The sequence below is a fragment of the Planomonospora sp. ID82291 genome, from assembly GCF_015711645.1.
In the GTDB taxonomy this organism is placed as follows: domain Bacteria; phylum Actinomycetota; class Actinomycetes; order Streptosporangiales; family Streptosporangiaceae; genus Planomonospora.
The window spans coordinates 94,516-117,002 of sequence record NZ_JABTEX010000001.1 but is presented as its reverse complement, the minus strand read 5'-3'; the positions used below and the strand labels follow the sequence as shown (position 1 = coordinate 117,002).

20 protein-coding genes are annotated in these 22,487 nt (G+C 72.8%); 8 read left to right on the top strand and 12 right to left on the bottom strand.

The features are described from left to right. The first annotated feature begins 40 nt into the window (after window positions 1-40). Complete coding sequence (locus HS045_RS00550) at window positions 41-1,132, top strand: winged helix DNA-binding domain-containing protein (protein ID WP_196449217.1); 1,092 nt, start codon at window positions 41-43, stop codon at window positions 1,130-1,132. A 132-nt stretch (window positions 1,133-1,264) separates the two neighbouring features. Here HS045_RS00550 and HS045_RS00545 read toward each other — a convergent pair whose 3' ends face one another. From HS045_RS00545 to HS045_RS00515, 7 genes are all read right to left on the bottom strand, one after another. Continuing rightward, window positions 1,265-2,371: an AAA family ATPase gene (locus HS045_RS00545; RefSeq protein WP_196449216.1), complete on the bottom strand. Its 1,107-nt coding sequence runs from the start codon at window positions 2,369-2,371 to the stop codon at window positions 1,265-1,267. After that, window positions 2,368-3,009, bottom strand: coding sequence for a nicotinamide riboside transporter PnuC (gene pnuC, locus HS045_RS00540; RefSeq protein ID WP_196449215.1), 642 nt, complete (start codon window positions 3,007-3,009; stop codon window positions 2,368-2,370). The genes HS045_RS00545 and pnuC overlap by 4 nt, the downstream gene beginning before the upstream one ends. A gap of 78 nt (window positions 3,010-3,087) precedes the next feature. Next, window positions 3,088-3,933, bottom strand: coding sequence for a biotin-dependent carboxyltransferase family protein (locus HS045_RS00535; protein ID WP_196449214.1), 846 nt, complete (start codon window positions 3,931-3,933; stop codon window positions 3,088-3,090). A gap of 28 nt (window positions 3,934-3,961) precedes the next feature. Then, window positions 3,962-4,603, bottom strand: coding sequence for an allophanate hydrolase subunit 1 (locus HS045_RS00530; RefSeq protein ID WP_196449213.1), 642 nt, complete (start codon window positions 4,601-4,603; stop codon window positions 3,962-3,964). 14 nt (window positions 4,604-4,617) lie between these two features. Next, a complete protein-coding gene (locus tag HS045_RS00525) occupies window positions 4,618-5,373 on the bottom strand; it encodes a LamB/YcsF family protein (RefSeq protein WP_196449212.1) in 756 nt (251 codons plus the stop codon). Window positions 5,374-5,382: 9 nt separating this feature from the next. Beyond that, on the bottom strand, window positions 5,383-6,894 hold the full coding sequence (locus tag HS045_RS00520) for a hypothetical protein (protein WP_230883556.1): 1,512 nt from the start codon (window positions 6,892-6,894) through the stop codon (window positions 5,383-5,385). 340 nt (window positions 6,895-7,234) lie between these two features. After that, entirely contained in the window at window positions 7,235-7,477 is a 243-nt protein-coding gene (locus HS045_RS00515) for a hypothetical protein (protein WP_196449211.1), read from the bottom strand. A gap of 677 nt (window positions 7,478-8,154) precedes the next feature. Between HS045_RS00515 and HS045_RS00510 the strand changes: the two genes are divergently transcribed. Together HS045_RS00510 and HS045_RS00505 are read left to right on the top strand one after the other, a co-directional pair. Then, complete coding sequence (locus tag HS045_RS00510) at window positions 8,155-10,248, top strand: SpoIIE family protein phosphatase (protein WP_196449210.1); 2,094 nt, start codon at window positions 8,155-8,157, stop codon at window positions 10,246-10,248. A 241-nt stretch (window positions 10,249-10,489) separates the two neighbouring features. Beyond that, on the top strand, window positions 10,490-12,130 hold the full coding sequence (locus HS045_RS00505) for an RNA polymerase sigma factor (RefSeq protein WP_196449209.1): 1,641 nt from the start codon (window positions 10,490-10,492) through the stop codon (window positions 12,128-12,130). Window positions 12,131-12,305: 175 nt separating this feature from the next. On the opposite strand, the gene HS045_RS00500 is transcribed toward HS045_RS00505, so the two are convergent. Then, complete coding sequence (locus tag HS045_RS00500) at window positions 12,306-13,043, bottom strand: YaaA family protein (protein ID WP_196449208.1); 738 nt, start codon at window positions 13,041-13,043, stop codon at window positions 12,306-12,308. 115 nt (window positions 13,044-13,158) lie between these two features. On the opposite strand from HS045_RS00500, the gene HS045_RS00495 reads away from it, so the two are divergent. Then, window positions 13,159-13,953 carry an N-acetyltransferase gene (locus HS045_RS00495; RefSeq protein ID WP_196449207.1) on the top strand — a complete coding sequence of 265 codons (795 nt, stop codon included), beginning with the start codon at window positions 13,159-13,161 and terminating at the stop codon, window positions 13,951-13,953. 26 nt (window positions 13,954-13,979) lie between these two features. Here the strand turns inward: HS045_RS00495 and HS045_RS00490 are convergent, their stop codons facing one another. Beyond that, on the bottom strand, window positions 13,980-14,210 hold the full coding sequence (locus HS045_RS00490) for a hypothetical protein (protein WP_196449206.1): 231 nt from the start codon (window positions 14,208-14,210) through the stop codon (window positions 13,980-13,982). Window positions 14,211-14,450: 240 nt separating this feature from the next. On the opposite strand from HS045_RS00490, the gene HS045_RS00485 reads away from it, so the two are divergent. Beyond that, the gene (locus HS045_RS00485) at window positions 14,451-16,523 is read left to right on the top strand and encodes a type IIA DNA topoisomerase subunit B (RefSeq protein WP_196449205.1); all 2,073 of its coding nucleotides are present in this window, start codon (window positions 14,451-14,453) and stop codon (window positions 16,521-16,523) included. Between the two features lie 222 nt (window positions 16,524-16,745). Here HS045_RS00485 and HS045_RS00480 read toward each other — a convergent pair whose 3' ends face one another. Continuing rightward, a complete protein-coding gene (locus HS045_RS00480) occupies window positions 16,746-17,240 on the bottom strand; it encodes a carbonic anhydrase (protein WP_196449204.1) in 495 nt (164 codons plus the stop codon). 165 nt (window positions 17,241-17,405) lie between these two features. Here HS045_RS00480 and HS045_RS00475 point away from each other — a divergent pair, with 165 nt between their 5' ends. Continuing rightward, the gene (locus HS045_RS00475) at window positions 17,406-17,723 is read left to right on the top strand and encodes a hypothetical protein (protein WP_196449203.1); all 318 of its coding nucleotides are present in this window, start codon (window positions 17,406-17,408) and stop codon (window positions 17,721-17,723) included. Window positions 17,724-17,819: 96 nt separating this feature from the next. Beyond that, on the top strand, window positions 17,820-18,188 hold the full coding sequence (locus tag HS045_RS00470) for a VOC family protein (protein ID WP_196449202.1): 369 nt from the start codon (window positions 17,820-17,822) through the stop codon (window positions 18,186-18,188). A gap of 107 nt (window positions 18,189-18,295) precedes the next feature. Here the strand turns inward: HS045_RS00470 and HS045_RS00465 are convergent, their stop codons facing one another. Both HS045_RS00465 and HS045_RS00460 read right to left on the bottom strand, forming a co-directional pair. Continuing rightward, entirely contained in the window at window positions 18,296-20,806 is a 2,511-nt protein-coding gene (locus HS045_RS00465) for a DNA topoisomerase (ATP-hydrolyzing) subunit A (protein ID WP_196449201.1), read from the bottom strand. Between the two features lie 83 nt (window positions 20,807-20,889). After that, window positions 20,890-21,480, bottom strand: coding sequence for a GNAT family N-acetyltransferase (locus HS045_RS00460; RefSeq protein WP_374191353.1), 591 nt, complete (start codon window positions 21,478-21,480; stop codon window positions 20,890-20,892). Between the two features lie 93 nt (window positions 21,481-21,573). Here HS045_RS00460 and HS045_RS00455 point away from each other — a divergent pair, with 93 nt between their 5' ends. Next, a complete protein-coding gene (locus HS045_RS00455; RefSeq protein WP_196449200.1) occupies window positions 21,574-22,377 on the top strand; it encodes a hypothetical protein in 804 nt (267 codons plus the stop codon). The last annotated feature ends 110 nt before the right edge of the window (window positions 22,378-22,487 follow it).

Genomic DNA, 22,487 nt, shown 5'->3' with positions numbered 1-22,487 from the left:
GCGCTCCGGCGCCGCCGGTGCCCGGGTGTAGAAATGATCTATGACTCTCCAGGTGACCTGGCCCCAGGTGCTCGCGTGGCGGTTGAGACGGCAGTTCGTCGACCCGGCGGACGCGCCGGACGCGGTGTCGGTGGTCCGGCGGCTGAGCGGGGTGCAGGCCCAGGTGGCCTCCTCGGCGGAGCTCGCCGTCGCCGTACGGCGGGCGGACCCGCGGCGCGGCGAGATCGACGAGGCCCTGTGGCGCGACCGCACGCTGGTCAAGACCTGGACGGCGCGCGGCACGCTCCACCTGGTCGCCGCCGACGAACTGCCCGCCCACGCCGCGGTCCTCGGCTCGTTCCGCCACTGGGACAAGGGATCCTGGCAGCGCGGCCATGGGGTCACCGCGGCGGAGACGGCCGCGATCCTCGACGCGGTCCCCAGAGCACTCGACGGCCGGACCCTCACCCGGGAGGAACTGGTCGAGGCCGTCATCGGGCTCACCGGGGACGGCCACCTGGCGGAGGCGCTCACCTCGGGGTGGGGCGCGCTGCTCAAGCCGCTCAGCTTCCTCGGCGAGCTCTGCTACGGGCCGCCCCGGGAGGGCAGGGTGACCTTCGCCTCCCCCCGCGACCACGTGCCCGGCTGGCCCGCCGCGCTCCCCTCCCCGGAGGAGGGCGGCGCGGTCCTGGTCCGCTCCTTCCTCGGCGCCCACGGCCCGGGCACTCCGGAGACCTTCGACACCTGGCTCTACCGGGGCGGAGCCCGCAAGGCGGCCCTGCGCGGCTGGTTCCGCGACCTCGCCCCGGAGCTGGCCGAGGTGGAGGTCGAAGGCCGCCCCATGGTCCTGCTCGCCGAGCACCTCGACGAGCTGGCCGCGACGCCGCCCGCCGGCGGCGTGCACCTGCTTCCCGGCTTCGACCAGTACATCCTCGGCGCCCCCCGCGATCTCGAACCGCTCCTGCCCCGGGAGATCAGGGCCAGAGTCAGCCGCGCGGCCGGCTGGATCTCCCCGGTGGTGGTCCACCGGGGCCGGGTGGCCGGCGTCTGGGAGGCGAAGCACGGCGAGATCGCCGCGGAGCTGTTCGCGGACGTCCCGGCGGCCGCACTGGCCGCCGAGATCGAGCGGGTGAAGACCCTGCTGAACCGATAGCGTCCGACGCATCCGCCCCGCGGGCGTCCGGTTCCGCCGGTACCCGGTCCGACCGGCCGGGACCGGTCCCTCACCGCGGCTCCTCGCAGGGGTCCCTCACCGCGGCTCTCTCAGCGGCTCTCACAGCGGCTCTCACAGCGGCGGAGCGAAGGCCCATCCCTGTGCGAGCAGCCCGTCGACCGCCTCGACGGCCTGCTCCAGCCGCGTGCGCGGCGGTCCGGAGATCACCAGGTGCGGCAGTCCGCGCGCGGCCAGCTCCTCGCGGAAACGCGCGTCCATCCGGTACCGGACCGCCTCGCCGTCCCGCCACCCGTCCTGCTCGAACGGCACGCCCTCCACCGAGGTGTGGATCCACAGGTCGTGCCGGGCGCGCGGGGACACGGCGCCGGGGGACCCCAGGTAGCGCTCGTGCCACAACGCGGTGGCGAACGCGTCGGTGTCGCACACCAGCAGCGGGGACCCGGCGCGGGCGGCGGCGTCCTCCCAGAGCAACTGCCGCTCGGCGATCAGCGCGAACTCCGCGGACTCCCACTCCAGGTCGTCGAGCCACGGCTCGGGCAGCCCGGCGGCCTTGGCCCGGCGCCGTGCCAGGGCGAGCTTCTCCTCGCAGTACGTCCTGCCGTACTCGGGCACCCACCGGGTCCCCGCCCACGGGCCTCCCCGGGCGGCGTAGTGGGCGGCCAGCTCCCTGGCGAGGGTGGTGGTCCCGCTGGACTCCGCGCCGACGACCACCACGCGGCGGGCCAGGTGGCCGCGGACCGCGGGGGAGAGCCACCGCCAGTACGGGACGGGGTCGGAGCGGACCGCCGTCCCGCTCACCGGGAAGCGCTCCCGGCCGGGGTCGACGCCGACGTGGACGGCGCCGAGCCGGCGGGCCAGCTCCGGGCCGTACTCCTCGGAAGAGAAGACCGCGTCGACGGCCGGAACCTCTCCGTGCGCCAGGGCGAGCGCGTGCCGGAACACCTCGACGTGCGCCGACCAGACCTCCGGATCGTCGTAGTCGATCTCGATGTCGTCGACCACGGGGGCGATCGTCACCCCGGGCTGCGGGTGCGCCTCGCGCAGCCAGGCCACGCGCAGCGCCAGCGGGACGCTTTCCGCGGTCGAGGCGGCGACCACCACGCTCAGCCGGGCGCACCGCTCAGCCGCGGTGTCGATCAGGTGGTGGTGGCCCGCGTGGGGAGGGTAGAACTTGCCGATCACCAGGCCGTGGGCGAAACGGGGGAGGTCCGCGGTCATGCCGTCACCGGGACGGGCCGGACCGGCAGGGCCCTGCGCCAGGCCAGCAGGCCCGAGACGCAGAGGGCGAGGAAGACCACGTAGAGGGCGCTGGTGAGGTAGAGGCCCTTGTAGGCGTAGAGCGGGATGTAGACCAGATCGGCCGCGATCCACAGCCACCACGACTCCACCAGCTTGCGGGTCTGCCCGTAGGTGGCCATCAGGGACAGCGCGGTGGTCAGGGCGTCCCAGAAGGGCACCGTCGAGTCGGTCCAGGCGGTGAGGACGAAGGTGAGCGCCGCGGCGAGGGCGACGCCGCAGCCGGTCAGCGCCGCCCATTCGGCGCGCCCGGTCGTGCGGACCGCCAGTGCGGTCCGACCCACCCCGCCGTACCGCCACTGCCACCAGCCGTACAGGCCGAGCGCGACGTAGACGACCTGCAGGGCGGCGTCGGCGTACAGGCCGACGGCGAGGAAGACCAGCCCGAGCAGGATCACGTTGACGACGCCGATCGGCCAGTTCCAGATGTTCTGGCGGGCCACCAGCCAGACCGTGAGGATCCCGGTGGCGAAGCCCAGGAGTTCGGCCCCGCTGGTCGGGGCTCCGGCGATGGTGAACACCGGTTGGAGGAGGGGGTCGAGGAATTCTGCGAGCGTCATGCCGTCTCCTTAATCGTCACTATGACGATAAAGGGTTTCCGGACATAACGGAACCGGGGGAGAGGAACGGCGGAGCCGTCAGAGGCGGAAGCGGACCCGGTCACCCGGGCGCAGCTGCGCGGCCGCCGCGAGACCGCCGGCGGTGAGGACCGCGATCACCGGATAACCGCCGGTCGGCGGGTGGTCGGCGAGGAACACGATCGGCCGCCCGTCGGGCGGCACCTGCAGGGACCCCGCCACCACGCCCTCGCTCGGCAGCTCCCCGCTCCGGGCGCGCTCCAGCGGGGCGCCCACCAGCCGCACGCCGACGCGGTCGCTGTCCTGGCTCACCTCGTACGGCTCCGCGCACAGGGCGGACAGCGCCCCCGGGGCGAACCAGTCGTCCCGGGGACCGGGCAGCACCCGCAGGACGCCGGGGGCGTCCCCCGGAGGGGGCGCGGCGTCCACGGTGATCGGCGGCAGGTCGGCGGACGGTCCCACCGGCAATATCCGGCCCGGCGCGAGGGGGTCCGGGCCGAGGCCGGAGAGCGAGTCCGCCGACCGGCTGCCCAGCACCGGGGGGACGTCGACGCCGCCCCGGACCGCGACATAGGTCCGCAGACCGGTCGCCGGGGCGCCCATCCGGAGCTCACCGCCCGCGGGGACCCAGAAGGGCGCGTACATCCCGGCGGAACCGCCCGGCAGGGCGACCGGGCAGACGGCGCCGGTGAGCGCGGCCCACCCGCCGTCCAGGAAGCGCAGCACGGCTCCGCCGAAGGTCAGCTCGATCCCGGCGGCGCCCTCGGGGTTGCCGACCAGGCGGTTGGCCAGCCGCAGACTCGGCGCGTCGGCGGCGCCGGAGCGGGGCACCCCGAGGTGGCCGTAACCGGGACGGCCCAGATCCTGCACCGTGGCGTACGGGCCCGGCGCGACCACCTCGATCATGAGGCCGCCGGGCGCACGGGCCGGGCCCTCATCCGGCGACCGCCCGGAAGCGGACCCGGGTGCCGGGCGTCAGTACGGCGGGCGGATCGGCGGCCACGTCCCACACGGGTGTCGGGGACCGTCCGAGCAACCGCCAGCCGCCCGGGGAGGCCGAGGGGTAGACGGCGGAGTAGGGGCCCGCGACCGCCACCGCCCCGGCGGGGACCGCGGTCCTCGGAGTGGCCAGCCGCGGCACGTGCAGCACGGGGTCCAGGCCGGTGAGGTAGGCGAACCCCGGGGCGAACCCCAGCCAGCCCACCACCAGCTCCCGCCCGGTGTGCCGCTCCACCACCTCGCCGGCCGTCAGCCCGCTCAGCGCCGCCACGTCGTCCAGGTCGGCGCCGTCGTAGACCACCGGGACCGTCACGAGGCGCCCCGGAGCGACCGCGGCCGGGCCCGGGGCGCGCGCGGCCCGCGCCGCCGCGGCCAGGCGGGGCCGGAGCCGGTCCGGATCGGCGCCCGGCGCGACGACCAGCACGGTGGCGGGACCGGGCACGATCTCCGTCACCCCGGCCGGGCGGTCGGCCCGCAGCAGCGCGTCCAGACGGTGCGCGGCCTCCAGCGATCCGGTCTCCACCAGCAGTCCGTGCTCCCCGGCCGGCCGGATGCGCACACCGTCCGGCGGGCTCATGTGGGGGCCTCCGCTCACGTGAAGGCCTCCAGCGCGACCCCGGCCGCCACCAGCGCGTCGCGGACGGCCCGCGCCAGCCGTACGGCGCCCGGGGTGTCGCCGTGCACGCAGATCGAGCGGGCGTCCACCGGGACCTCGGAGCCGTCGGCGGCCACGACCGCCCGGGCGGTCGCCATGCGCACGGCCCGGGCCGCGACCGCGTCCGGGTCGTGGATCACCGCGCCGGGGGAGCGGCGGGGGACCAGCGCCCCGGCGGCGGTGTAGGCCCGGTCGGCGAAGGCCTCGGCGACCGCGACCAGCCCGTGGCGGGCGGCGGCCCCGTGGACGGCCGAGCCGGGCAGAGTGAGCACCGGAAGGCCCCGGTCGTAGTCGGCGACCGCCGCCGCGACCGCCTCCGCCTGCTCGAGATCCCGGCAGGCGCGGTTGTACAGCGCGCCGTGCGGCTTGACGTAGGAGACGCGGCCCCCCACCGCGCGGGCGACGCCGTCCACCGCCGCCAGCTGGTAGAGCACCTCGGCGCGGAGCTCCTCCGGATCCACCTCCATCTCGCGGCGGCCGAACCCGGCCAGGTCCCGGTAGGAGACCTGCGCCCCGATCCGCACCCCCCGGGCCACCGCGGCCTCGCAGGTGCGGCGGATGGTCAGCGGATCACCGGCATGGAAGCCGCAGGCGACGTTCGCGCTGGTCACCACGTCGAGCAGGGCCTCGTCGTCGCCCAGCCGCCAGATGCCGTAGCCCTCGCCGAGGTCGGCGTTGAGATCGATCACCACGGCGCTCGCCTACAGCGGGGGCTCGTCGGGGATGTCCGCGATGTCGTCCAGGGCGGTGGCCAGCTCCTCCGGATCGTCGCCGATCCGCTCGGCGATCTCGATCAGCACGTGCAGCACCTCGTGCCGGTCGTGGCCCAGGTCCAGCAGCCGCTGCGCCGCCTCCCACAGCTGCGGCGGATCCCCCTCCCACAGCCGCGCGGCGATCTCCTCGTGCCAGGCCAGGTGCTCGTCGCGGTCGAACCGGCCGGGCTCGCCGGCGTGGTCGATCTCCAGCAGGATCCGCCGGTCGCCCTCGTCGGCGGGGTTGAGCAGGTCGAGCTTGACCTCGCCGTGCTCGCCCTGCAGGAAAGGGAAGGCGAACACCCGCCGGGCCAGCGCGGACAGGTCGCCGTCCGGGAGCAGCCGCTCCACCAGGCCGCGGTCCAGCCCGAAGGTCGTGGGATCGCGGTAGGTCTCCGGGAAACGCGCGGTGGCCTCCCAGATGCCGTCGAGCGTCGCGCGTAGCCCTTCCTCGGAGAGCCCGGTGCGGGGCGCGGTGAAGCGCGCCCACGCCGACAGGACGTACGGCACGGCCTCCTGCTCGGCGGGGCTCAGCATCACCTTGCGCGGCAGCCAGTCGAGCAGGAACGTCTCGCACTTGGTCGGGCTGACCCGCAGCGGGCGGCCGAAGTCCTGGTCGCAGCCGTAGTCGATGATGTGGTCGGCGCAGCGGGAGGCCGCCGAGGGATCCGACAGGTGCTCGGCCGCGTCCGAGGAGAGGAACTCCGCCGCCAGCATCGCCCGGCGGTCGCGGCTGTAGGGGGCCTCGCTGTGCAGCGGGGCCGGACGCTTGCGGCCCGGGGGCAGCGCCTTGATCCGGGAGCGGGCGAAGGCGTGATAGGCGCTGTAGCTGTCGCTGACCGGCGCGGCCGTCTTGCGGTCGCCGTACTCGGCGGTGGCCTTCATGGCCGACTCCAGCAGGGCTCGGGCCTGCTGGGGCTCGATCTCCTCGAAGCGGAGCATCGGGTTCGCCTCGGCCTCGGCCCTGGCCTGCTCCAGCAGCTTGTCGACGTGGGAGGAGACCCACGCGTCACGGGCGATGCCCCGCATGTTGTAGTCGACGACCATGACCAGCGCGTGCCGGTCCTCGCCGCTGTCGGCCCTCCGGTAGCCGAAGGTGCAGACCACGGTGTCCTGGTCGCCGTAGGCGTCACGGGAGACGTAGCAGCCGGTGGGTTTCACCGCGCCCAGCCGGTCGGCCCAGCGGGGTCTGGCCACGTCGCGCTCGATGAGCGCCAGCGCCGCGCCCTCGGCCTTGGCGGCCTGCCGGGCGGTGCCGAGGTAGGCCAGCGCGATCAGCAGGGTCAGCGCGGCGGGGGAGCCGGCCTTGGCCGCGTAGTCGACCAGCCCCTCACCGAGGACCTGCTCGGCGTTCCCGCGGCGCAGCCGCCGCCCCCACCAGGCGCCGACCATGTCGGAGACCATGAGCTCGGCGTCCAGGGGGCTGCTCACCGCGAGCAGTTCGCGGGCGGCCAGCAGCATCTCGGAGAACACCTCGTCGGGCGCGTGGGTCTCCCGCGGGTCTCTGCGATGCCGGCGGTTCAAGCGGCCTCCTCCGCCGACCGGATGACCCCCGGGCGGCTGTGGCCGTCGGCTCGCTCGCTCATGCAGACTCCTCGCCTTCGGCGAGAGGCGCGCGTGAGCGAACGCCGCCGTGCCCATCGGCCCGCTCGCCGCGCTCGCTCACGCGCATCCCCCGCCCTCGGCGGGGGATCGCGCATCCGCGGACGCTGCCGTGCCCATGGGCTCGCTCGCTCACGCTCCGACCTTCTCGCGTTCCCGAGCCGATGGGTGCGCGGAACGCGGCTCGGTGATCCCGATGTTACCGGGGACTTCGCGGCGGCGGCGCGGAGTTGACGATGGCGAGCAGGTGTTCGCGGGCGACCCGTTCGACGACCTCGGGAGTGGCCTCGACGCCGAGATGCTCGGTGCAGGCCCGGACGTCCGCCACGCAGCGGTCGACGGTCCCCGGGGGCAGGGTGCGGAACTCGGCGGCCAGCCGGCTGCTCAGGGAGTCGTGGAACGTGGTCGTACCGCTGACGGAGCGGATGGCGAGAACGGGCATGGATGTCACATTCCTCCGGATTACCGGGGACGTGGCCCCGGGTGGACGGCGGGGACGTGCGTTTTCATTCCACAACTTATCGCGCCGGTGTCAAGCCTCCCGGAAGCGGGAGGGAAAGCTGACTCCATCGTTGACTCATCGCGGCAGGAGGAAAGTAAAGAATGTGTCCGCGAAGGGGAAGCCAAAACGGGCGGGAGTCAGTAGGCTGATCTTGCCGGTAGGAGACGGCGGAGGCGAGGTGGGCGGTTGTCGGGACGGTCCGGCTCGATCCTGCTAGGGTCCTGGCCGCGAACGCTTGAACGTGCCGGCGGTGACGACCGGGGCGCGTCGAAGGGGAGGGCGGGGTGGTGGATGCCCCGCCGTCTCCCGCGGTGACGGGGACGGGAGACCCGCGAGGTCCGTGTCTCCGGTGCGGATCGGGCGTCCACGGGTCCCGGTGGACGGTCCGCCGGGCGCGGGGGGCGGGGTCTCTCCCACCGGAGACCTGTCGCGTTAACGTGGAGACCCTGGTCTTCGGACCGGGGAGGTTCGTCGCATCATGGGCGGGACTTCCGTCCGCAGGCGCCCATCGCCGATGATGTGCTGCAGGATCCGGTTTCCGGAGCTGCGCTACGCCAATTCGCAAGTTTGGAGATGTGCCTCGTGGGAGACCCTGGCACGCGACGGAGGTGCCGACCATGAGCGCCGAAACCTCCGTGCCCCGTCCCCGGGAGTCGGGTGTGGACATCTCGGACTCCGGCCTGCTGCAGGGCCTGCTGTCGCAGTCGCCGTTCGCCTTCGCCTTCCTCGACCCCGCCGGACGGTTCCAGCGGGTGGACGAGGTCTTCGCCGAGATGGTGGGCCTGCCCGCCGAGCGGCTGGTGGGCCATGCCCCGGCGGGGCTGCTCCCCGCCGATCTCACCGCGCTGGTCGAGGGGGCGGTCCGCGCCGTCGTCGAGGGTGCGGAGGCCGAGGGGGACCAGCGGATCCGGGTGCGCACGGCCGACGGTGAGACCCGGCACTGGTCGCTGACCTTCTCGCCGGTCCACGACGACACGGACGTGCTCCGCGCGGTCTGCCTGGTGGGCGTCGACGTCACCGAGAGCAGGCTGGTCGAGGAGAACCTGCGGCGCAGCGAGGAGCGCTACCGGTCGCTGGTCGAGGCGCAGTCGCAGCTCGTGTGGATCACCGCCCCGAACGGCACGGTCCAGGAGGACGCGCCGCAGTGGCGGGCCATCACCGGTCAGGGGCTGGAGGAGTACCTCGCGGGCGGCTGGCTGGAGGCCGTGCACCCGGACGACCGGGCGCACACCGAGGAGGCCTGGCGGGAGGCGCTGCGCGGCCGGACCATGTTCGAGTGGAGCTACCGGGTCCGCACCCGGGCGAGCGGCTACCGCTACTTCGAGGTGCGTGCCGTACCGATCGTCCGGCACGGCCGGGTGGTCGAGTGGGTCGGGGCGAACACCGACGTCACCCCGCAGCGCGAGGCCGAGGAGATGCGCGGCAGGCTGACCGATCAGCTCGGCGCCGCGGCCCTGCGCACGGCGCGGCTGCAGGGCGCCACGGCGCAGCTGGCCGAAGCGCTCACGGTGGAGCAGGTCGTGCAGGTCATCATCGACGTGGGCCGTACGGCGCTGGCGGCCGACCGGTCGGCCGTGGCCCTGCTCGACGCCGACCGGTCCGTGCTGAAGCTGGTCAACAACGGCGGCATCCCCGACGTCCCGGGCGCGCCGGGAGAGGAGATCCCGCTCGCGCACTCCAGCGTGATGACCATGGCGGTGAACAGCCGCCGTCCGGTCTTCGCCGAATCCCCGGAGAGCCTGCGGGCCCAGCTGGTCGACGCCGGAGCCGACGAGGGGGTGATCAACGGCTTCCTCGCCCACAGCGACGAGCGGGCCTGGGTGGGTCTGCCGCTGCTGGCCGCGGGGCGTGCTCTGGGCGCGCTGCGGTTCGCCTTCACCCGCCCGCAGAAGATCTCCCAGGAGGACGGCGTCTTCCTGGAGGCCCTCGCCGGGCAGTGCGCGCTCGCCGTCGAACGGGCCACCCTGTTCGAGCGGGAGCACCGCACCGCGGAGACGCTCCAGCGGAGCCTGCTGCCGGACCGCCTGCCGGTGGTCCGCGGCCTCATGCTGGCCCAGCGGTTCCGCTCGGGCAGCCGCCACGTGCAGGTCGGCGGCGACTGGTACGACGCGTTCGTCCTGCAGGACGGCCGGGTCGCGGCCGTGGTCGGCGACGTCATGGGCAAGGGCGTCAAGGCCGCGGCGGGGATGGGCCGCATCCGCAACGCGATGCGGGCCCTGGCCCTGACCAACCCGCCGCCCGCCGCCGTGCTCACCGGTCTGGACCGCGTCTTCGAGGCGACCGAGGAGGAGGAGCAGGTTACCACCCTGGCCTACATGGTGGTCGAACCCGGAACGGGCGAGGGCACGCTGGCGCTGGCCGGCCACCCGCCGCCCCTGCTGGTCTCACCTCAGGGCATGCCGCTGCTGTGCGAGGGGGAACCGGGCACCCCGCTCGGCTGGCCGGCGAGCCGGCGGCAGTTCAGGTTCTGCGTCCCGCCGGGCCACACCGCGGTCCTGTACTCCGACGGCCTGGTGGAGAACCGCAAGCGCGGGCTGGACGCCGGCCTCGCGGAACTTTGCTCGGTCGTAACCGAAGCGCCGCCGGAAGTTGTCAGTAGTCCGCATATGTTGTTGGATTTCCTGGTGGATCGCATGCTGGCGGGGTATGAGCAGGATGACGACGTCACGGTACTTGCAATTCATGTTCCGCCAACCACGAAGAGTGACTGAATGAAACAGTCATAAGGGTTGCTTTCGGGTATCGGTGCCCCGCTTCCGTACGCACTACTGTCTTCGTCGGCCTAGGGTGGAGGGCAACCGCCAGGAGGCGGCCGTTTGGATCACGGTGTCATGTCAGAATGCTGGGCAGGTGCGTCGCGGTTCGTGCGGCCTCTCTGAGCACCACTAGAGGCATCCGCCCCTAGCGGGCATCTGAGTCCATTCTCGTCACGCTTTCCTTCGAGAGGTGTTCGTGTCGCCTGCAAGTTCGACTCGCTCGAAGCCATCCGAGCTGAACGAGCCCGTCATTCAGCAGCTGATGGAGCGGGGGCGCTCGCAGGGGTTCCTCGAGTCCGAGGATGTCCGCAAGGCCGTCGAGGAAGCGGACATTCCGATGGCGCAGGTCGCTGGGATCCTGCGCAACCTCAGCAAAGAGGGCATCATCGTACGGCTGACCGCCGAGGACTCCGCGGGCCCCAAGAAGCCCAAGGCTCCGGCCAAGCGCCGGACCCCCGCCGCGCCCGCCCCGGTCAAGAAGACCAAGACCGCAGCCGCGGCGGCCAAGGAGCAGCCGGAGACCGTCACCGCTGTCGTCGGCGGCTCCGAGCCCGCGCCGGCCCCCGCGCCCAAGAAGCCCGCGGCTCCGGCGAAGAAGGTCGCCCCGGCCGCGAAGAAGCCCTCTTCGGGACCCGCCAAGAGCGCCGGTCCCGAGGCGCTCGCGCCCAAGACCGACCCGAAGCCGAAGGCGGCCGCGGGGGAGGACGAGGAGGAGATCGACCTCGAGGACGTCGAGATCGAGGACTTCGACCTCGAAGTGGAGGTCGAGGACGTCGAGGTCGAGGCGGAGCCCGAGGCCGAGGCCGACGAGGAGGCCAAGCCCGAGGTCGTCGCCGACGTGGCCGTCCCGCAGAGCGACGAAGAGGTGCTGATCCTCTCCGACGACGACGACGACGCCCCCGTGGCGCAGGTCGCCGCCGCCGGAGCCACCGCCGACCCGGTCAAGGACTACCTCAAGCAGATCGGCAAGGTCCCCCTGCTCAACGCCGAGCAGGAGGTCGAGCTCGCCAAGCGCATCGAGGCGGGCCTGTTCGCCGAGGAGCAGCTGGGCACCGACGGCGACCAGCTGCCGGTGGACGTCCGCGCGGAGCTGGAGTGGATCGCCGAGGACGGCCGCCGGGCCAAGAACCACCTGCTGGAGGCCAACCTCCGGCTGGTGGTCTCGCTGGCCAAGCGCTACACCGGCCGCGGCATGCTCTTCCTGGACCTGATCCAGGAGGGGAACCTGGGCCTCATCCGTGCGGTCGAGAAGTTCGACTACACCAAGGGCTACAAGTTCTCCACCTACGCCACGTGGTGGATCCGGCAGGCGATCACCCGCGCCATGGCGGACCAGGCGCGGACCATCCGCATCCCGGTCCACATGGTCGAGGTCATCAACAAGCTGGCCCGCGTCCAGCGGCAGATGCTGCAGGACCTCGGCCGCGAGCCGACCCCCGAGGAACTGGCCCGCGAGCTCGACATGACCCCTGAGAAGGTCATCGAGGTCCAGAAGTACGGCCGCGAGCCGATCTCCCTCCACACGCCGCTGGGCGAGGAGGGCGACAGCGAGTTCGGCGACCTCATCGAGGACTCCGAGGCGATCGTCCCGGCGGACGCGGTGAGCTTCACGCTGCTGCAGGAGCAGCTCCACTCCGTTCTGGACACGCTCTCCGAGCGCGAGGCGGGTGTGGTCTCCATGCGGTTCGGTCTCACCGACGGCCAGCCGAAGACCTTGGACGAGATCGGCAAGGTCTACGGGGTGACGCGTGAACGCATCCGCCAGATCGAGTCGAAGACGATGTCCAAGCTCCGCCACCCGTCCCGGTCCCAGGTCCTGCGCGACTACCTGGACTAGGTCCCGACCTCCGGGGATCCCGCGGTGGGGCGCCGCGGGGACCTGCGGATCTCTGTGAGACAGGGCCCGTGCCGACCGGCACGGGCCCTGCCCGGCGTGCTCCGTCCGGAGGGGGCGTGTCCCGCTCCCCCGAGCGGCCGGCGGTTCCGGCGGGCCGGAGGCGGGCCCGGCGCCGTCACACCAGGACGTCCAGAGTCCACGGGCGCCTGCCGCCGGGTGCGGGGCCGAGCCTGACCACGTGGCCGAGATCGCCGAGGACCTTGGCCAGTTCCTCCGGGGTCCGCGGGTCGGCGCCGCCCTCGAGCAGGCTGCGGGCGATCACCCCCCGGGTGGCCTTGGCCATGTGGCTGACGACCTTCCCGTCTTTGAGCACGCGCACCGCCACTCCCCGGCCGCCCGGCTGCCAGGCCGCCGCGTAGGTGCCGGAGCGCAGGTCCACGACCAGGCCCGGCTCGGCGTCGAGCACCGGGGTGAGCGACCGGCGCCAGAAGGCGCCCAGTCCGCCGAGCGGCGGCAGCCGCACCCCCATGGACAGCCGGTACGGCGGGACCCGGTCGGTGATCCGGAGCAGCCCCCACAGGCCGGAGAAGACCAGCAGGCGCTCCGCCGCCCGCCCGGCGGCCTGCGCGGTCAGGGAGGCGAGGCCGAGGTGGTCGTAGAGCACTCCGGTGTAGAGCTCGGCGACGGGCAGCGCGGGAGCGGTCCGCAGCCGCAGGTTCTTCGTGAGCTCGCCGGTCTGGCCTTCCGACAGCCCGAGCACGGACCGGGCCTCCTCCGGCCGTCCGCACAGTGTGGTCAGCGCCTCCAGGACGGTCCGCCGGGGCAGGGACGGGAAGCTCAAAGAGGCCAGGTCGAGGGCGGGGCCCGCGTCCGCCGTGGCCTTGCCCTCCGAGGGAGGCAGCAGAATCAGCACGCTTCCCGAGCTTAGGGGCCTGCGGGGAGCCGCCGGGCCGCGGGGAGCGCCGTACCCAGGGGAAAGTGGTGCGGTGGATGAACCCTATGATCTCTGGCCCCTATGATCTCTGGCCATGACGGACGACGTGTTCGACCGCCTGGTCGACCAGGCGTGGCCCGCCCTCAGCCGGACGGACTCCGGCGGATGGACACTGCGCGCCGCGGGCGGAGTCACCAAACGGGCCAACTCGGTCCTGCCGCTCGGGGAGCGGCGGGATCTGGAGGCGGCGGTGGAGGCGGCGGAGGAGTTCTACGCCGGCCGGGGGCTGCCCTGTGCTTTCTCCGTCGGCGCGGGCGCGGCGGCGGAGCTGGACGGACTGCTGGAGGCTCGTGGCTACCGGGTCGTGGATCCCACCCTGGTGATGGTCGCGCCGCTGGAGTCGGTCGCGGCGGTGGGGGGCGCCGGGCCGGGGAGCGCTCCGGTGCGGGGCGGGGAGCCGCGGCCGGGCGGGGACGGCGTGCCGGAGGGCGGCGGGGCCGAGGCGGAGGTCCGGCTCGCGGCGGAACCGGACTCGACGTGGCTGGACGTCTGGTGGACCGTGGACGGCAGGGGCGGCGGCGACGCCCGGGAGACGGCCCGCCGGATCCTCACCGGCGTGCCCGCCGTCTACGGCTCCCTCGGAGCGGAGGCGGTGGGACGGGGCGTCGCGCAGGGGGAGTGGTTCGGTATCTACTGCATGGCCACGGCGGCGCACGCGCGGCGGCGGGGCCACGCGCGGCGCATGCTGAACGCCCTGCTCTCGCACGGGCGGGAGCAGGGCGCTCGGCATGCGTACCTATGTGTGGTGGAGGCCAACGCCGCGGCCCGGTCGCTCTACGAGCGGCTGGGTTTCACGGTGTCGGCCCGATATCACTATCGGGTCCGATGAAGCGGAGCCCTTGTCTCTCGTCGGTTCTATCTCTCGTCGTTGCTGGCGGTCGAGGTGGTCGCGCTGAGGCGCGCCGACTCGTCCTGGATGTCGGCACCCTTGTCCCGCAGCACGGCGACGTGCTGCCGCCCGTGGTGGGCGCAGAACAGCAGCTCCCCACCGACGGGAAGGGTGGCTCGGATGTAAGCCTGGGCGCCGCACCGGTCACAGCGGTCCGTGGCCGTCAACGGCTTGGCGGGGGCGAGAGCTCCAGTCACGTATCGCCTTTCGGGTCATCCCCGACGTGGGGGATCGGGCGTCAGTCACTTGAGACAACATCTAACCCGATGCGGACGTTCCCAATCGACCTGCGAGTACGCCGAGAGCGGAATGCGACCGGGAGTGACGGGGTTCTCGCCCCGGGTAACGCGAGCGGCCCTCTGCTGACAAGCTGGGACGCGCCGCGGCGGGAAGAACGGTAAGCTGCGCACACGTGTTCGAGCAGAGTGGGAGTGGGTGTGACCGCAGTTAGCACGGAGGCGGGTTATACGGCCCGTCATCTGTCGGTGCTGGAAGGGCTCGAAGCCGTCCGCAAGCGCCCGGGCATGTACATCGGGTCCACCGACAGCCGCGGTCTCATGCACTGCCTGTGGGAGATCGTGGACAACGGGGTCGACGAGGCGCTGGCGGGCTACTGCACGCGCATCGAGGTCGAGCTCCACCCCGACGGCTCGATCGAGGTCCGCGACAACGGCCGGGGCATCCCCGTCGACGTCGAGCCCAAGAGCGGCCTGGCCGGAGTCGAGCTCGTCTACACCAAGCTCCACGCCGGCGGGAAGTTCGGCGGCGGATCCTACGCCGCCTCCGGCGGACTGCACGGCGTCGGCGCCTCCGTGGTGAACGCCCTGTCCTCCCGCCTGGACGTGGAGGTCGACCGCGAGGGCCGGATCCACGAGATCAGCTTCCGCCGGGGCGTCCCCGGGGTCTTCGACGGCGACGGGCCCACCGCCAAGTTCAAGAAGAAGTCGGGGTTGCGCGACGGCGGCGCGCTCGCCCGCGACGTCACCGGCACGCGCGTCCGCTTCTGGGCGGACCGCCAGATCTTCCTGCCCGAGGCCGAGGTCTCCCTCGACGAGATCCACGTCCGCCTCCGCCAGACCGCGTTCCTCGTGCCGGGCCTCACCCTGTCGGTGCGGGACAGCCGGGGCGAGGAGCCCTCCGAGGAGGAGTTCCGCTTCGACGGGGGCATCTCCGAGTTCACCGACTTCCTCGCCCGGGACGAGGCCGTGTGCGAGGTGCTGCGCCTGCAGGGGGTCGGCCACTTCCACGAGACGGTCCCGGTCCTCGACGACCTGGGCCACATGACCTCCACCGAGGTCCAGCGCGAGCTCACCGTGGACGTGGCGCTGCGCTGGGGCAAGGGCTACGACGCCACCGTCCGCTCCTTCGTCAACGTGATCGCCACGCCGAAGGGCGGCACGCACGTCACCGGTTTCGAGCGGGCCCTGGTGCGCACGGTGAACGACCAGCTCCGGGAGACCCGCCTGCTCAAGAGCAACGACGCGCCGGTCACCCGCGAGGACATCGTGGAGGGGCTCACCGCCGTGGTGACCGTCCGGGTGCCCGAGCCGCAGTTCGAGGGGCAGACGAAGGAGGTCCTGGGCACCGCGGCGGCCAGCAGGATCGTCTCCCACGTCGTCTCCCGGGAGCTCAAGGAGTTCTTCACCACCCCCTCCCGCACGCTCAAGCCGCAGCTGCGCGCGGTCCTGGAGAAGATCACCGCTGCGGCCAAGGCCCGCATCGCGGCCCGCGAGCACCGCGACAACCAGCGGCGCAAGACCGCCCTGGAGAACTCCGCGCTCCCGGCCAAGCTGGTGGACTGCCGCAGCGACGACGTGGACCGCAGCGAGCTGTTCATCGTCGAGGGGGACTCGGCGCTGGGCACCGCCCGCGCGGCGCGCGACTCGGAGTTCCAGGCGCTGCTGCCGATCCGCGGCAAGATCCTGAACGTGCAGAAGGCGTCCGTCGCCGACATGCTCAAGAACGCCGAGTGTGCCGCCATCATCCAGGTCATCGGCGCGGGCTCCGGCCGGTCGTTCGACCTGGAGGCCGCACGATACGGCAAGGTCATCCTGATGGCCGACGCCGACGTCGACGGCGCGCACATCCGCTGCCTGCTCCTGACCCTGTTCCACCGCTACATGCGGCCGCTGGTCGAGGCCGGCCGGGTCTTCGCCGCGGTTCCGCCGCTGCACCGGATCGAGATCACCAACCCGGGCCGGGGCAAGGAGAAGTACGTCTACTGCTACTCCGACGCCGAGCTCCATCGCGTCCTGCGCGACCTCGAACGCCGTGGCAAGCGGTGGAAGGACCCGGTCCAGCGCTACAAGGGCCTGGGCGAGATGGACGCCGACCAACTGGCCGAGACGACCATGGAGCCCCGGCACCGGACCCTGCGCCGGGTCCGGATCGAGGACGTCGAGGAGGCCGAGCGCATCTTCGACCTCCTCATGGGCAGCGACGTGGCCCCGCGCCGGGAGTTCATCGTCGGCAGCGCGGCCGAGGTCGACCGCGACCACATCGACGCCTGAGCCGCCCGACGGCCACCGTCTTCCGGCTTCCGGCTTCCGGCCACCGTCTTCCGGCCGCCGCGCCGAGGCCCCGCCGGCGGGGCCTCGGCGCGTTCGTCGCGTCCGCGTTCGCCGGATCCGGTCGCCGGTCCGCGGCCCGGCCCGAAGGCCGGATCCCGTCGGCCCCGCGGAGAGGACCGGTGAGCGCCACGCGTGCCGACGGCCCTCTCCGCGGAGCGGGGCTCACAGCTCGACCGGCACGAGCTTTCCGGTGCGCACGTCGTAGATGGCGCCGCCGACGGCCATCCCCTCCGGAAGGAAGGGACTGGTCCTGATCCGCACCAGGTCGTGGCGGAGCGCGGCGTCCTGGTCGGGGACCGTGTGGAACTCCAGGCTGCGGGTGTCGACGCCGTGCCGGGCGGCGAGCGCGTGCACGTCGTCGTCGGTGACCTTGGACATGCCGCAGTCGGTGTGCGGCATGACCAGCACCCGGTTCACCCCCAGGAGGTAGACGGCCAGGACGAGCGTGCGCAGCACGTCGTCGGTGACCCGGGCTCCGGCGTTGCGCAGGATCTTGGCGTCACCGGGCTTCAGGCCGAACACGCCCAGCGGGTCGATACGCGAGTCCATACAGGTGACGACGGCCAGTCCCCGGGCCGCCTTGCCGGTCAGCTCCGCGTCGGTGAACGTGGCGGAGAACTTCTCGTTGGCGGTCAGCAGGTCGTCGAACGCACTCACAAGCGCACCCCTCGGTCAGTGAAATGAGCATCTCGATGATCCCTCATGTCCGTTTCATAGAGGTTTCCGGGGCACCACTTCCCGTCTTCTCGGCTAGGATCCCGCATCGTCGATCACTTTAGGTGATCGACCTCTGACATACGGTGAATGACCTCGGGAAGGGCCATGAGCAGAACCGAATCCCTGGCCGGCTACCTGCGTGCCCAGGCCAGAAGGAAACTGGACCGCGTGGAGCCCCGTGACGGGGGACGCAACGCGCGCTCGGCGCTGGCGCTGCTGGACGCGACGGTCTACGTGGAGGCGCTGGGCGAGGACGACCCGCTCCTGGCGGCGCTCGCGGACGTCGGATGTTTCGGTCCGGAGGGGACCGGAGAGTTCCGGCCGGGCGAGGAGGTCGCCCGGGTCGTCCGTTTCTGGGAGGCGGGGGAGCCGCGGCAGCTGCTGGCGGCCATCCGGTCGGCCCTTCAGGGATCGCCCGCCTGACCGGTCGCGCATGATCCGGATGGGCGGGGGAAGGGGGGAGTCGATCAAGTGCAACACCATCATGGAGTATTCGATGGTGTCATTCTGGGAGGAAACATGGGAATCGCACGTATCCGGGCCGTCGTCCTCGACGGCCCGGACCCCCACCGCCTGGCCGACTTCTACGGTGCGCTCCTCGACTGGAAGACCACCACGGTCGAGGACGACTGGGTGACCATCGAAGGAACCGGGGAGGCGGAGCGCATCTCCTTCCAGAAGGCGCCCGACCACCGGCCGCCGGACTGGCCCGACCCCGCCCGCCCCCAGCAGTTCCATCTGGACCTGACCGTCGACGATCTCGACGAGGCCGAGGCGGCCGTGCTGGCCCTGGGCGGGGTCAAGCACACACACCAACCGGACGAGACCGGGTCGTTCCGGGTGTATCTGGACCCAGCGGGACACCCGTTCTGCCTCTGCGTGGACTGAGACGCGCGGCGCCGTCCACCGCCCGCCCGCGGTCTCTCGCGGACCTCCGGCGAGAGGGCCGTGGGCGGGTCCGCCCGGTGGAGCGGCGGACCCGGACCGGCCGGACCCTACTCCGCCGCCTGCGGGGGCCGTCCGGCGGCCTCGTCGGCGGCGGCGTCCGGCGAGGAGCCCAGGGCGCCGCCCACGGCCGCGACCGCGTGGGTGAGGCGGAGGCCCGAACCGTCCCGGCGGCCGAGCTCCTCGGGGAGCGGAACCGGCTTGCCGGTGGCCGAGACGGCGCGCGCCGGCCCGGGGCCCGCCCAGGCGAGCAGCAGGACGTCCTCGCCCTTGAGGAACCGCTGGGCGCGGACCCCGCCGGTGGCACGGCCCTTCGCCGGGTATTCGGCGAAATCGGAGATCTTGACCCCGCCGGTCTGGGTGCCGGGCAGGGCGGTGGAGGAACCGGCGATCGTCACGACCCTGGACTCCAGAGCCGGGTCCACGCCGCCGAACCAGATCACCCGTGCGCCCCCGTCCAGCCGGATCCCGGCCATGCCGCCCGCCGGCCGGCCCTGGGGCCGGACGATGGAGGCGGAGAAGCGCAGGAGCTGGGCGTCGGAGGTGATGAAGACCAGATCGTGTTCCTCGGAGGTCAGCTCCGTCGCACCCACCACGGTGTCGCCGTCTCTGAGCCCGATGACCTCGAAGTCGTCGCGGTTGGCCGGGTAGTCGGGCACGACCCGCTTGACCACGCCCTGCGCGGTGCCCAGCGCCAGGCCGGGCCCGTCGGGGTCGAGGGAGCCGATGCCCACGACCGTCTCCCCGGGGTTCAGCGCGACGTACTCGGAGACCGGATGGCCGCCGGACAGGGACGGCGGATCGGCGGAGGGGGGCAGGGTCGGCAGGTCCACGACCTGGACCCGGATCATCCGGCCGTGGCTGGTGACCACGCCCACCTCGCCGCGGACGGTGCTGCGCACCGCGGAGACGAGCACGTCGTGGGGGGACCGTCCGCCCTCGCGGGGCAGCGGGGAGGCGTCGGCCGTACGGGCCAGCAGGCCGGTGGAGGAGAACAGGACCAGGCACGGGTCGTCGGGCACCTCCAGCTCCAGCGGCGCCGCGGTCTTCCTGGGAGCGCCGGAGGCCTCCAGCAGGACCGTGCGGCGGGGGGTGCCGTAGGTCTTGGCGACCTGGGCCAGCTCGTCGGAGACGACCTTGCGCAGCCGGTCCTCCGAGGACAGGATCGCGGTCAGCTCGGCGATCTCCGCCCGCAGGGTCTCCTGCTCCCGGTCCAGCTCCAGCTTGTCGTAGCGGGTCAGCCGGCGCAGCGGGGTGTCGAGGATGTAGGCGGCCTGGACGTCCGACAGCGCGTAGGCGGCCATCAGGCGCTCGCGCGCCTGGGCGGAGTCGTCCGAGGAGCGGATGACGCGGATGACCTCGTCGATGTTGAGCAGGGCGACGACGAGGCCCTCGACGAGGTGCAGGCGCTCCTCGCGCTTGCGGCGGCGGTGGGCCGAGCGGCGGCGGACCACGTCGAGGCGGTGGTCCACGTAGACCTGGAGCAGCTCGCGCAGCCCGAGCGTGCGGGGCTGGCCGTCGACCAGCGCCACGTTGTTGATGCCGAAGGTCTCCTCCATCGGCGTCAGCCGGTAGAGCTCCTCCAGCACGGCTTCGGGGATGAAGCCGTTCTTGATCTCGATGACCAGCCGCAGGCCGCGGTGGCGGTCGCTGAGGTCCTTCAGGTCGGAGATGCCGTGCAGCTTCTTGGCCGTGACCAGCTCGCGGATCTTGGTGACCACGCGCTCCGGACCCACGTTGAACGGCAGCTCGGTGACGACGATGCCCTTGCGCCGGGGGCTGACCTGCTCGACCGCGCACCTGGCGCGCATCCGGAAGGTGCCCCGGCCGCGGGCGTAGGCGTCGCGGACGCCGTCCAGGCCGATGATCGTGCCGCCCGTGGGCAGGTCGGGGCCCGGGACGAACCGCATCAGGTCCTCGAGCGTGGCGTCCGGCTTCTTGATCAGGTGGCGGACGGCGGCGACGACCTCGACCAGGTTGTGCGGGGCCATGTTGGTCGCCATGCCGACCGCGATGCCGGTGGCGCCGTTGACCAGGAGGTTGGGGAACGCCGACGGCATGACCGTGGGCTCGGTCTCCTGGCCGTCGTAGTTGGGTTTGAAGTCGACGGTGTCCTCGTCGATCGACTGCACCATCGCCATGGCCGCGGCGGCCAGGCGCGCCTCGGTGTAGCGCATCGCGGCGGGCAGGTCGTCGGGGGAGCCGAAGTTGCCGTGCCCGTCGATCAGCGGCAGCCGCATGGAGAACGGCTGCGCCATGCGGACCAGCGCGTCGTAGATGGCGGTGTCGCCGTGGGGGTGCAGCTTGCCCATGACGTCGCCGACGACCCGCGACGACTTGACGTGCCCGCGGTCGGGCCGCAGGCCCATCTCGCTCATCGAGTAGAGGATGCGGCGCTGGACCGGCTTGAGGCCGTCCCGGGCGTCGGGCAGCGCGCGCTGGTAGATCACCGAGTACGCGTACTCGAGGAAGCTGGTGCGCATCTCGGCGGAAACGTCGATGTCGACGATCCGCTCTTCGAAGTCCTCGTCAGCGGGGGGTGTGGTCGTCCGTCGGGCCATATCGAACATTGTGCCGAAGAACAAGGAGTGCCCGCGACGTCAACGCCGAAGCAGGCCGTCACCCGCGGCGTCGGCGCCGGCCGTCACCCGCGGTCGCGCCGACCGGCGCCGGGCCAGGGACCGGGGGTGGAGCCCTCGTCCGCGTCGCCCGGGACGCCGGTCCGGGTGTCGTAGACCCGGAACCCCCGCGCCCGGTAGTTGGCCAGCGCCGCCGGGCCGTCCAGGGAGCAGGTGTGCAGCCACACCCGGCGGGTCGGCTCGCGGTCCGGCAGGCGCTCGGCCAGGTCCCAGGCGCGTGCCGTGCCTGCCTCCAGCAGGTGCCCGCCCGCGCCCCTGCCGATCGCCCAGGGCAGGAGACCGAAGCAGATGATCTGGACCGCCGCGTCGTCCTGCGGGAGCAGTTCGGCGTACCCGGCGGGGGTGCCGCGGTGGTAGGCCACCCAGGTCTCCACACCCCGGTCCAGGTGGTCCGCCCACTGCCGCCAGGTCCACGGCAGCCGGTCGGTCCACTGCCAGTCGCCGCCCACGGCGGTGTAGAGGAAACGGCTGAACTCCGGGGAGGCGACCTCGGCGCGCACGACGTCGAGCTCGATCACCGGAGGTTCGGCGGGGCGCAGGTCGGCGGGGGAGGTCTGCTCGAGGTACCAGGTGGTGACGTCCATAGTGAGCCTCATGAAACCACGTCCTCGCCGGTGCCCGTATCCGGATGTACCGGTGGAGATCACCTTCACTACGATGCGCCGGTGCATGGCCCTGGACTGAGGCGAATGATCGCGGCCGTGTGCCTGGCGGGCGCGCTGACCGGCTGCGGAGCGATCGACGCGGTGGGCAGGGCCGCCGGGGAGGCGGTGGCGGATCCGGCCGTGGTCACCGAGGACGCGCCGTTCGAGGGGTCCCCCGCGGAGAGGTTCGCCGAGGGGATCACGGGGATCGAGGCCCCGGCGGCCGAGGCCGTGGGCCGCTTCACGGCCGAGGACGTCCGAGCGGCCTACAAGGTCGGCAGGCGCCTGCTGGAGGCCGCCCATCTCGACGAGCAGAGCCTGCTCGGCGGGAAGCCCGAGGCCTACGCCTGGCTGCTCGACCCCGAGCAGCGGACGTTCTTCCTGAAGAACCTCGACCACGAGGACGGCACGAAGGACACCCGGGCCTGGGTGTTCAGCTTCGCGCCCGGCACGACCGAACTGGTCGGCGATGGCGTCAAGGTGAAGGGAAGGCTCTCCGCCGGTCCGGGCAAGGACGAGGACGTCGGCCCCCTGCTGGTGGTGACGTACGAGGCGCGGTTCGTCTACGCGGTCCGGCCCGCGGGCAAGGCCGGGCCCATCGTCCGGGTGATGGCCTACACCAAGGCGCGCCACGAGTTCTGGCGGGACGAGCGGGGCGGCCGGCTCCGCCACTGGGAGGGCGACGGCATCGACGGGTGGAGCGCGGGCACGGAATGCGACCTCCCCGGCCGCTTCCACCGTCCCGATTTCCGGTCCGAGGGCGGCGGCGACGGCCCGCTGCAGGACGCTTACGCCGACGACGCGGCCCCGATGGAGGAAGGGGAGTGCGGGTCGGTGGAGGAGGTCTGACCTTCCGGGAGCGCCGTACCGCCCGCCCCGGTCCCCGGTCCGCCGGGCGGTACGGCCCGCCCCCGCCGTGCGGCCGGACGGCGCGGGCGGGGCGGGTGGGGCGAAACCGT